Here is an 11,970-nt window from a genome sequence, read left to right on the forward strand (position 1 = left end):
CCTCAAGCCCTAGGACCCAGGGCGATGAAGTTGAAAGCGCTGTCCTGATAGGCGGCTTCAGCAGTATGATCATCGTCCTTGCTGTGCAATTCGAAGCCGCTTATGGTCGAGGAGACGACGGTGAGGAAATTATCTTGATTGAGTGAATCGACCAAGTTAGCGACCACCACAGGAACGGACGAGAACGCGTTGCCGTATGTGATCCCGTAACGGCCTTCAGCTATGCGGCTGACGCTGAAGCCCGAGCCTGACTGTTGCACACCTCCTGAGCTAATACGTCCCGCTACCATCCGCAGATTGTCCAGGCAACCTACGCCGAAGAAATCCCCGTTGGCGCCAAGTTTGATGTTGCCGCGTACGTCTAGACGTTCGGCCGGTGTGGCGGTTGCGATCCCAAGATTTCCCGATGCGGTCACGAAGAGCTTGTCCCCACCAGACCAGAGGCGGGCCACGTGGCCTGTCGAGTACCAGACCCAGCGTTCGCCATTAGCAGGAGTCTCGATAGCTCCGTCTTCTCGGTTGCCAAAGGAAAACCCAGCTCCTGCACCGCCAGTGTGAATCTCCGAAGCCTCGACGTGCAGGCGGCGAAAAGGCTGGAGAGTGCCGACGCCGACATTACCTCCCATCAACGCAAGGTCTGGGGAACTGTTCCGTGCATGGCCGATCCAGCTCGAAAACTGTGGGCCAGTCTCTTGGCCCGTACCTGTCTGTTGAAATTGGATACGCGGAGGATCGTCAAAGTCGCTCAGTACCAGGAGAGGCGCCAATTGATCCCCATACTGCACCCACATTCGACCTGTGTCATCCCCGTCGCCGACCTGTAACCACCTGTTGGCTCCGAGGGCATTGCCCGTAGGGGCTGGCACGTTGCGGATGTCCAGCTTGGCATCCGGGGCCTGGGTACCAATGCCCACGTTGCCACCATTGTGGAGAAAGAGTCGCGTCTCCGTTGGATCTGTCTCGGTGAAGTTCAAGCCGTTCTTGTTGGCACCGAAATTCATCTGCCATGCCAAGGTGCCGTCAGCGGCTTCGAACCCCATGAGATTGCCAGTGTCGCCAATGGCGCGTATAGTCAGAGGTAGAGATAGAAGGGTATTGAGGGTTCCGATGCCGAGCTTGGCATCTTGCTGGATGTAAACGCCTGGCTCAAACTGGAAGTCTAAAGCACAGGGATCGGTGCCCTGCACCGTCGCCTTTCCTATCGTCAAACGAGTCGGCCCGTCAGTGCCCTGAGGTGTGCCGAGCAAGACCTGTAAGTCAAACCCATTGTGTTCGTTCCGATCGGGTCTGCGACGTAGGGCCAGCGGAACGCCGCTCTTGAGATAGTCCGTACCTTGGGGTTCCCGGAATTCCAGTCGTGATCCATAGAGTCGCGCATCACCGGTGAAGCGACTGTTCCCCTCTAGCCAGATCATCTCGCGAAAATTCAGCTGGCCGTTGCAGGTTACCAGATCGGTTTCCTTGATGGCGCTCAATGCACATATCTGATCCGTGCTTACCCCCGCCTGCCGAGTGCTCCACCGGGGGCGTAGGCGGATCACGCCAGAGGCGGGATAGATATGCCCGGTGACCAAACCGGCTACTCGGCGAAAAATGAGTGAGGCTTTCTTATCCGCCTCGGTGTTGGCTAGCAGGCTGCTGCTGACCTTGTTCCACGGTACCTGTCCTACTGGTATCAGCCAGAGACTACGGGCTTCGGCGTCTGGGAACGTCTGGGCGGCGACCGAGCCATCGCAGGCCAAGGGTTGATTGGGGAGCGGATCTCCCAGCGCTTCGCGGGCATCGACGAAGGTTTGCTCATCCACCACCACACCGCTTTCGCGCTGGTCCACTGTGACACGCGGGCCTACTTCGACCACGACAGATTCCGCTACTCGGGCGAAGGCATCGCTGCATTCGCAACTTTGGAAGCCGGCCCTTGTGCCACTGAAAGGCGTCTCCTCGAAGCGTATCCAGACATTTACGGTACCACTGGGTTGTTGAGCGAAGAGATCGGTGGTCAACTTGTAGGGCATGGTTACCACGAGCAGCCGCCCGTAACCATCAACTGCAACACCAGGTGTCAGGAAATATTCCACCTCTCCGGTGGGCGAAGTACCTTCCAGCAGCTCAATCCCAGTGACAATGCCCCACGTATGAGCGCCCAGCAGATGACGGGCGTCGTACTCCCGGGCATATTTCAGGAAGGCCTGGAGGTCGTCGGCACCCAAGTACTGGCCTTCGAAGAAAGTGGGTCGTTCGGCAAAAACGGCACTCATGGTCTAGCCTCCTTTGCCCTTTTTGAGTTTCGCAATTTCTTTGTCCTGTGCATTCAGTCGGGTCTGAAGGGTGGCCATCTGTTTCTTGAGAGTCGTGATCTCGGCGTCCTCGCTAGCGAGGTCCTTGCCTCCGAGAAGTTGCCCGAAAGCTCCGGTGGCGATTGGCTCGAGTATCTGATTCAAAAGCAAAAATTGGGACAGGTTGGCGGTTTCTGTCGAGGAGAGATGTGCTGCAGTCTTGTCCTTGTCGGCGAGGAAAAAGCTCTCGACGAAGGTCTTCGGATCCAACCCACTCTGTTGCCGCACCATGGCGCTGCGCAGGAGCGATGATACGCCAGCCAGTCGTTCAGGATCAGGCACTTCCGGGTTCAAGCGCTTCTGGGCCCGTTCAGCATACGTAGGCGGCATAACGATCGTGCCTGCGCCGTGAGGCTGCCCGGCAGCCGAGGCATGGGAGATAGGGATCGAGGAATCCTGTTGCGGCTTCTGTGCCATGATCTGGAAGCAACAGATTTGCTCCAGCAGGCAGCGCAGCTGTACCCCGAAGGGTAGGATATCAAGCCAGTATTGTAGAGTCGGGAATGTGGTGACGATTTTACGGTAATGGGTCCAGTTGCAAATGGACAGTACCCGACAGGGATCAGAGCTGACCTTTAAAGTGGCAATGGGTACCCGTGCGTCTGGATGTGCGGTGGGACAGGGTGGCAACAAGGCAGAACAGAAACAGGCCAACAGAGCATCCACCCAAATAATAATGAGAAGTCCGACGGTCTCCTGGATCAGAGGTAGATTGTTGGGGTTGTTGGGAGGACATACGATGGCATTGAGCCGTGCCAGTAACTCGCAGTTGTAACCTGGTTTAGAGGTTAAATAACGCTGTAGAAATTCTTTAAAACTACACATCCACTGGTGCAGGGTTGAAGGATCGTCAGGGTTGGGCAGCTTAGGCACTCGAGCGATCAGCATTTCCAAGCAGCATTGAAAGCGTTGGAAGAGCTCGGAATCCGGGTTCAAGGACAGGGGGGCGCGCTTGTCGTCTCGTCGGCAGGGATCCGGTTCATTCTCTGGTTTGCGGTAGACCTCGAACTCAAATCCCTCGCAGATGACTGTGGGCTCACACTGAACCGGCGCGGTGCGAGGTTTTTGGGCAGATACTGTCTTGCAGGTGCAGGAGGTTGGGGCACAGCCACATTGGCAAGGTGTGCCGTTGCCGGTCATTAAGGGTTTCACGCCGCGCGTGGGAGCTTCGGCGTAGCGTATCGCCAGTATCCATTCAGAATCTTCATCACAACCGGATGGCTGAGCGTGTTGAAAGGGAGCACAGGGCTGGTTGAGGCGCTCGGCTTGTCGACAGGCCTTGATTAGAGCGCAGACATCGACCAACACCGGCTCACACACGACTATGTCATCGCCACAGGGGCTCAGAGCGTAGCCACAGCCGACCACCACACCCTTGCCACACGCATCACAGGTCACTTCCAGCCCATTGACCACTCCCCAGCCGTGCAACTGGCGGTTGTGCAACCGATTTTTGGCGCGGATGTAGTAGTCGAGCCGGTTGAGATCGTCAGCGGTCAGTACCTGTCCAGCGAAGAAGCGTGGACGGCATAGACATTCCAACTGGCCGCAAGTGGAACAAGGCTGCGGCTTAGGCTCGCAGGTCGTGGGACTCGCAGTCTTCATATTGGTGTAGCGGTTGATGACGCTGCTCATGGTAAAGACTCCTGGTGTGCGTTTGCTTGTCCTTGTTCTCAGATCATGATGTCGAACCAGCTTCTGAATGTGCCACCCTCCACGCCGTCGCCGGAGAAGCGGTCGTCTCCGGGTTGCATCCATTCAGGCACTTCCCCTGGAGACGGCGGTCCCGGTGGACTCGGATCTTTCAGTTTTGGTAGGTGATCGCCGTCCAGCGCGCGCAGTTCCTTTGTCTTGTGGTGTTCTCCCCGGATGAAATCGCCATCGATGATGATGTGGACGCGTAAGGCCAGCTTGTTTGGTCCGGTTTCTGCGAGATTGAGGAGGTTTGTCGGAAGTTGTATACGCAGAGCTGTCACTCTGCCGCCGGCCGTAGGTCCTGGCGTGAACTTCGATCGAGCATCGCACTTCTTTTCAATACGGCCACCAATCAGTCGGTCGTTTAAGGAGAGATCGCACCAACACCATTGGGGCACTTGTTTTTCCTCATGAAATCGTCCGATGCTGACGCGGACGCTGTTTTCGTGAATGTCGGCATTCAGCATGGGGGTGTCGAACACTACTACCAGTTGCGTCCGACTCTTAAAGCCTTCGCGGTTTACGGTTTCGCCATGTTTCCAGTTGAAATCGCAGATGTGCGGCAGATCCCAGTCTAGGCCGGCCCCATCCTGACCGGGTGGTCCTTGTGGTCCAGCAGGCCCCATCGGGCCAGCCGGACCCTGAAGACCGAGTGGCCCCTGCAGTCCTTGTGGACCTTGAGGACCAGGCACGCCTTGCGGACCAGTAGGCCCCTGCTGTCCTTGAGGCCCCTGAGGGCCCGGTGGGCCCTGTTCACCATCACCTCCACCCACACCATGGTCGAGAATGCAGCTGATAGCCTTCGTGAGGTCGGCTACACTGGGCACGACAACGCGGCCCAGGTCGTTGTCGATCCGGGTAATACCAGCCACCGCATCGGCAATAGGGTCGCTGGGCGGGATGGTAGGATTCTCCAGCTTGTGCCCAGGCCGCCAGCGCTGCACGGTGGCCAAGATCACGCAATCGAGGGTGTCGCAACCGGGGCAGGCGTGGCGCTTCAAGTAATCCCCGCAGTCGGCATCATGGATGTCTAAGACCGCCACCCCGTCTTCGTAAGCAGCATAGAGATGTCCCGCCAAGGCTAACCCAGTGCCTTGATCGCCTATGGGCAAGGGCACACCTAAGGCCAGTCCAGGGTGAGCGGGATCGGTGAGGAAGCGGTGCAGATTGACGCTGATGACTTGAGCGGGGCCGGCTGCCGGCTGCATGAGTACGTAGGCCAAACGGCCTCCAGGGGCGATGGCCAGTGCCATGGGTGGTTCTGGTAGTGGGATAGTGCCTAACGCTGTGCCATCAGTCTTGCCGAACTTGAGCTTCTTGGGAGTATTTTCGATCCAGGTGATAACGTCGGGCGCAGTGCTTTTCACCACCTCGATGGCGACGATGCCAGAGCCCGTGATCGCCACGGTCTGCGGGTTCAGGTTGGCTACTGTGGTATCGAAGTGATGAATCGTGTTGGAGGCTTCCGCCGCGTACAGCGTAGTTCCATCGCTGGCGAGGGCCGGACCGACAAGTGCCACGTTGACTTGCGCCGAACGATTGGCGATGGGAGAGGGTGGTGTGGCACCGACATTCCACAGCTGGATGACGGACTTCGTGGCCGTAGAAACGAGGCTCGCCAATTCGCCTGATGGCAGAACCAACAGACTCACCTTGGCGCCCGCACTGTCTTGGATGGGCACGCTGGCCAGCGATGCGCCGGAGAAAGCCGCTGGAGTCGAAGTGTCGAGCACTTCCAACGTCGCACTGGCTCCACCAGCGCCAGCAACGGCTGTGAACAGTCGCGAACCGTCCGAGTTGGCACTCAGGGCCAAGACTGATTCGGTAAAAGTCTTGGGAGCGATCGGCGCACCGGTATGGAGATGGAATTGCTGAACGATACCGCCATTTGGGGCGAGATCTGCCGTGGCGTAAATCCTCTCTGAGCTCTCATGGGCCAGGGCAGCTTTGGCTCTCGGGAGCGCCAAGGTGGATACCCATTCGAGAACTGGGGCAAAGGGCACCGCAGGGGCCGGCAGAGGGGGGTCCACCAGAACGTCGAAGGCATACGTCTCGAGAATACGGTTCGGTGCGCAGCGCGTGTCGTCGCACCCACACTCGTCGTACAGTACAGGTACGTCTTCAGTAGGACATTCGTGGTAGCGGACGCAGAACTGCAACGCATGGTCGATTGCTTCTCCCCCGCTCGCTGCGGCTTGAATCAGCTTGGCAACGGCGGGGAAGGTTCGGATATCCACCACCTCTTCGTTCAAGACCAGGATTTCGTTCCCGCAGCAGTCCAGTGCCGTGCCCGGTTTGATGACCACATAGTGGTCGCGACAGGCGGGATTGGCATGGGCCACGACTTCTAGACCGCAGACGACACCAGTGCCATGCAGACGCTGGTGGTGGCGCTTGAACTTTTCGACGACGTATTGTTGTTCCACGTCGAAGTCCGGCACGTCCATCAGCTTGCCGAAAAAATAGCTGTTGCGCAGCGGCGTTTGCGGTTCACATGTCGGGCAGGTTGACTTTGGGCATCCCTGGGTGGATTGCTCATGGTTCACATGGGACATCGAAGCACCTCGTTGTAATCAATATGTCATGGCAGGATCGTTTTTCCTCCGACACGGGCATCACCCACTCGGAAACGTGGACTCGGGTCGACGCCGCCGGTCAGCACGGTGGCGCGCCCCAAAACTCCTCCGTCCAGTTCTACTGGCGCAGTGCACCAGCCGATGACTGCGTCTAAACCCAACATGGCTTGGACTCCAACCCGAAAACGAGGCTCGACCGCGATAACCTGGGTTTCCACATGGGCGGGTCGTTCGAGGTCGACCAGCCGCTTGAGTGCACGAGCCAGGCTGGGATCGCGGACACAGGCCGCAGGCACGAATACCGAGAGCTTGTGCGCATAGACATGGAACAGATCGCGGCAAGGGTCCTGAGTCTTCTTGAGCTGAGTCACGCCGACCTGGGCCCCCGAAGGCGCATCCGGAACGCGAAACTCGCCGGGACCGCCGAGACGGCTGCGATTGACGATGCGCTCACCCCAGAGCTTCGCGTTGTCGGACAGCTTGGCATGGCCCAGCATCATCCAGCGCCGCAGATGAAAATGTTCGAGCAGCAGCCGGGGTGGACGCCAACATGTTTTGCTCGGCACGACGCAAGGTACGCAATCGGCCCGCTTTGGTTGAAAGTCGGTGTAGCGGTCAATCGCCAGGAAGAGGTAAAGACTCTTGCGCAAACCCTTCAACGTGCCCCGCCAGGGAAAGAGCTGTGGTGCGGCCTTGAGATAGGCGCGCCGGCGTTCCTCGGGCCAGTTGCGCTCCAACGCCACGCCTACCCAACCGGCTAGCCAACCGAGGAAATCTCGCTTCGCGGGTGGACCGGCCGGGCAGGCCAGAGGGTCGAATAGCCTCGCCTGACGATCGATAGTGGTCTCGATAGAGCGGAATTCTCGATCGAAGAGGGCGAGCCAGCGGTCGGTGAAATCGGCGGATACCGGTTCGGCCCCAAACACGGCGGGTAAATAGCGGCGTAGGCTGATGCGTGGGAACTCGATCTCCACCGAGTCAAGCTGGGGCGTTACGGAGCCGTCTCCCTGAAACTGCAATTTCAGCCACAGGTATCGACCGGGTTGTGAGCGCAGCAGAAAATCGATCTGGCCGGACAGAGGCGCCACTGCATCGGGGTTGTGCCAAGTCCCGGCCAATCGCCATTCTTCTACCGGTCTTAAGGCCAGCAGATCGGCTGGCTCCTCACTTTCAGCAGTCCACGAGTACACTGTCACCCGCGTGCCTGGTGGAAGCGCACCGGTGAGGATTGCACGGTGCCAGAGGCAGCGTGTGATCTCGCTGTCTAGTGCCAGACTGACCCACATGCCTTCCTTAGGATAGACCGGAAATGGTAGCTCTGCGGTGGTGAGTTTGCCCGACGTGTCGAAAATCGGTGGCGGGTTGGCGTGACACCGGCCTATATCTGAGAGGTCAAGGGCACCACCAACAAGCATACGTACGGGCAGTGGCAGGAAGCGGTTGATAATTTCCCCAGGCCGTGTCGGGGTTCCAATGATCTTGCCACTGTCTGGATCGAGCACCAACACATGTGGCTCGCCTTCCACTCGGATATAGATCCGACCGAGGCAATCGACGGCCAGCGAACGCACCGCGCCTAGTTGGCCGAAAAATCGGCGATGGCGTCCGTACGCTGAAAATACGTGTATACAACCGTTGGCGGGGTCGCTGACGACGACGTCGCCGTTTAGCATCACTGCCGCATCTTCCGGTTGCCATGGGACCAGCCCCTGCAGTACGGGCGAGGTCCAGACAGCCTGCACGGTACCGCTGACCGGATTCAGCACGAGCACGCGCCGATGGCCGGTATCGCACAGATAGAGTCGGCCGCAACTAGCGGCGATGCCTCCCGCATCGAGCGGCAGGCGCGGGTCCTTGGGGTCGCGACCGACACAGGGCCAATCGCTGAAGCGGCAGGTGCAGGGGTCGAAGCGGCGCAATCGGCCCTGTGCGCGATCGAACAACACGAGTGTATTGCCGGGTAACAGTGCGACATGATCGGGCCAAGTCAGCCCGCCAAAGCTGCCGGAGGGATCGTTGAGCTGGGCACCGGTCCCCGGGAGAGGAAGCAGAGTTAATCCGCCGTCTCCTGGTGACGCCTCGACCTGTTGCGTCAGTGCCGGGCTGGGTTCGGTACGCCAGCCGGCTCGTCGGTCCAGTCGATAGTGTAAAGGATCGTGTGGTGGACGAGAGATGGGTGGTAAGTACAGCGCGTTCATAGCCCGTCCTCATAGCGCACGCTGATGCTGTGAATGCCGTTTCTAAGCAGCGCGTTGTCTTCCAGAGGCACGTCGGCGCAGATCTCAGCGGTTTCGCCCTCCAGTGTGAGCGTGAGGCTGACCACCCGGCGTGTACCGGGTACCAGGAGTCGCTGCAAGACCAACGAATAGAAGATATCGCCGCCGAAGGGCCAGCCCAAGCCTACCTGGTCCAAACTGCTGTCTTCTCCACCGGTCAGGGGGTGGAAATAGCGTTCCAGGGCTGCTAAGGCCAGCTCCTTCACTTCAGCAAGATCCGCATCGTCTTTACAGACTAGTTCGGCCGTGACTACGATCTCTCGATAGCGCGGGGCGATGACGTACAGCTCCGTGGTGGCGAGTCGGCGTTTATCCAGGTAGGCACAGACGGTTCTCAACGTGCCTTCGGTTGGCATGGGCGCCTGGTCCTCAGGGTCGTCGGGTTCAGGCAAAACGATGACGCTCACTACGCCGGGCACAGCGACGCCGGGAAAATCTGGATGGAAAAGCGGCAGGGCCTTAGCCCTCGCGATGCCCCCAGCCGCCCGCGCATGCAGCTCGAAATCTTCTTCGGTGACCGCCCGGTCATGGCTCTTAAGGGTTTGCGGTACGCGCAGCTTGGCTTCGTCCAGTGTCTCCTCATCGCCGCCGCCGAAGGCAGGAAACAGATTGCCAATCTTGGCACTATCGATTCCGCCCACGGCGCCTCGCAACGAATTGATCTGTCTAGCGCCGACATTGCCACGCAAGCCCCCGCCGAAACGATACTGCCGGGCGATGATGTTGGCGCGCCGGTTCGGATTGGCAACCGGGATACGTCCCTCCCGGCCATCGCCGAAGCGGACTTCGCCAGTGGTGCGGTTCAGCACGTAATGCTGGTCGTCGGGACCGGAGGCAAAGAAGTCGGCGACCTCTTGCCACACCTGCTCGCCGTCGCCTTCATCCACTACCAGACTAAGGGTGCGATCCAGCACCGGTGCGCTGGCAAGCATGAGCACTTGTTCCGGGCGACCATTGCTGCCACCCAAAATCTCGCCGTCGATGGTTTCAGCCTGCACCGCCCTCACCGTATTCGTCCGTATCGCGAGCAGTGTTGGTGCATTCTGGTACGCTCCTGCGGTGAGCCTTGCACGTATCCAGTAATGTGGGCTGGCAATCTTGCCCATGGACGAGGCCACCATCCGGCCCTTGGGCGGTGCATTAAGGTACACATGGCCGCTTCGGGTGAACGCGGCCGATTCGTCCTTGAGGAGGTCCAAGGGAAACCAGTCCTTCCCATCCCAGAACTCCCACTGCAGGGTCACCGGCGGCGGTATGGCAGTGCCACAGGTGGCGTAGAATGGTCCGGATGCGCGGAGCGTTTTCACCCACACCATCAGGTTGATCTCTACACTTGGGAAGTCCAGAGTCGAAGCAAAGCCCAGCAACAGGGCAGACCCAAGCCGCGCAGTGGGGCCGAAGGGTTGGAAGCCTAGGGTGACGTCTGCATTGGCGGGGCTCAGGTCTTGGATACTCACACCGTTGTCGGTTTGTACTGCATCGAGTATGGCGGTAAGCGCGATGAGGGCCCGTTCGGTCTCGTATACTACTGATCGTCCCTGCTCATCAGACAGTTGAGTTTCCACCTGGGTGTGCAGGGGTACGATGACAGAACTGACGGCGAAGGTTGGTTGAACAGGGAAGGTAATTTCAGCCTGTGCCGAGCGTGCTGGGGTCAGTTCCATGCCGAGCAGTTCCAGGAACTTGAGATAGTTGAGCTTGGGCACTTTACCGAGCCGGGAAATCAACAGCTCCGTCATCCAGCCGAACAGTTGTACGACCGCCATGCCGGGCTCGTTCTCGTTCACATCGGTCCACTCCGGCGTGTAGCGAGGAATGCGGGTGCGTGCCTCGGTGACAATGTCAGAATAACGTCGGTCATCGATCTTCGGGTACTCGGCCTTCAGCGGCATGTCAGGCGGCCTCCGTGATGTAGAACGGATAGACGAGATTGCCCATCGCATTGTTGGCGCGTACGCGGTACTCAATGCGGATCAAGAGCAGGCTAGGCTCGGCGTTGGTTGTTTCCGGGACCACACTCAACACATCGATGCGCGGCTCGTGTCCTACCAAGGCGCGGCGCACATGCTCGACCGCCATGGCATGGGTGGCGGGGTTGTTTGGGGCGAACAAGAGGTCGTGGATACCGCAGCCGAACTCGGGTTGCATAAGTCTCTCGCCCAAACGTGTACCAAGGATAAAATAGATTGAATCTTCGATGCGGCCATCGGTCCGGGAGAGAGCTAGTTTGCCGCGCGATGTTATCTGAAGGGGGAACTTGAAACCTGTTCCTAAGAATGCACGAGTGTCATCGAACGGCGTGGTCATGTTAGCAGCCTCCCACGACTTTGGCGGCGAGCTTCAGGGTCTTTACTAGCTCATCTAAGGTATTCACTGCGTCCTGCATTTTTTCCAAGTCGTCCGGTGCGGCCACTGCAGGAATCTTGATGGGGTCGACACCCGCGATGCCGAGAAACGGTTCGGCCAATGACAGCAGCAGGACGATGGGTTCGATGGCTGAAACCATGTGCTGGGCCGAGGTCTGAGCATTTTTCTGCGAGCATTCCAGGGCAGCGAGAAGCTCGGCGTTGCCGGCGGCTTGGGCCGACTGTATCTGAATTGCTAGACCGCCCATAACGTTCATGATGCTCTTGAGCTGGCCGACGATACAGGAGAGCAGTTTGATGATCAGACACAGGAGGTCGCGGACGAACAACGGTATGCCCGCTCCAGTGAACTTGGAGATGCACTCAATGAGGGGCGGAGCGGCCTCGATCAATTTCGGTAAGGCCCCCGCGACCTTGGGAACATCTAGTTTGCCCAGGCCAGTCACTACATCGAGCATGGGCTGTATCACCTTAACGATCTTGAACAGGCAATCAAGGTTGGCGAGAAAGGGGGCCAATTGCAGCACCAACGAGAACGATAGGGTGCAGTCGTCGGGTATGGCCTTGGTGATGTCAGCGACGCCCTTCAGTGTGCCACCCATGGGTAGGTTGATCTCTACCTTGCCGGGTTGGGGCATGGGAATGCAGATGGGCTTCTTGAGGAACTCCTCCAAGTCTGGCGGTAACGGAATGTCAATGGTCTTAGTCGCCATACCATTTC

The 11,970-nt window shown here is 58.8% G+C and carries 7 protein-coding genes; all 7 read right to left on the bottom strand.

Features of this window, described 5'->3' with window-relative positions; all coding sequences use genetic code 11:
- Positions 1 to 2: 2 nt before the first annotated feature.
- The 7 genes from ACMTNU_RS13505 to ACMTNU_RS13535 are packed head-to-tail and all read right to left on the bottom strand — an operon-like array spanning position 3 to position 11,962.
- Complete coding sequence (locus ACMTNU_RS13505; protein WP_413935782.1) at positions 3 to 2,258, bottom strand: hypothetical protein; 2,256 nt, start codon at positions 2,256 to 2,258, stop codon at positions 3 to 5.
- A 3-nt stretch (positions 2,259 to 2,261) separates the two neighbouring features.
- On the bottom strand, positions 2,262 to 3,971 hold the full coding sequence (locus ACMTNU_RS13510) for a hypothetical protein (RefSeq protein ID WP_413935783.1): 1,710 nt from the start codon (positions 3,969 to 3,971) through the stop codon (positions 2,262 to 2,264).
- Between the two features lie 38 nt (positions 3,972 to 4,009).
- A complete protein-coding gene (locus tag ACMTNU_RS13515; RefSeq protein ID WP_413935784.1) occupies positions 4,010 to 6,586 on the bottom strand; it encodes a YncE family protein in 2,577 nt (858 codons plus the stop codon).
- A gap of 26 nt (positions 6,587 to 6,612) precedes the next feature.
- A complete protein-coding gene (locus tag ACMTNU_RS13520) occupies positions 6,613 to 8,805 on the bottom strand; it encodes a phage tail protein (protein WP_413935785.1) in 2,193 nt (730 codons plus the stop codon).
- Complete coding sequence (locus ACMTNU_RS13525) at positions 8,802 to 10,775, bottom strand: putative baseplate assembly protein (RefSeq protein ID WP_413935786.1); 1,974 nt, start codon at positions 10,773 to 10,775, stop codon at positions 8,802 to 8,804. Before ACMTNU_RS13525 ends, ACMTNU_RS13520 begins: the two co-directional genes overlap by 4 nt.
- A gap of 1 nt (position 10,776) precedes the next feature.
- Positions 10,777 to 11,190, bottom strand: a complete 414-nt coding sequence (locus ACMTNU_RS13530; protein WP_413935787.1) for a GPW/gp25 family protein — start codon at positions 11,188 to 11,190, stop codon at positions 10,777 to 10,779.
- Between the two features lies 1 nt (position 11,191).
- Positions 11,192 to 11,962, bottom strand: coding sequence for a hypothetical protein (locus tag ACMTNU_RS13535; RefSeq protein WP_413935788.1), 771 nt, complete (start codon positions 11,960 to 11,962; stop codon positions 11,192 to 11,194).
- Positions 11,963 to 11,970: the final 8 nt, after the last annotated feature.

Origin of the sequence: Nitrospira sp. BLG_1 (assembly GCF_047338595.1) — a bacterium.
Classification (GTDB): domain Bacteria; phylum Nitrospirota; class Nitrospiria; order Nitrospirales; family Nitrospiraceae; genus Nitrospira_D.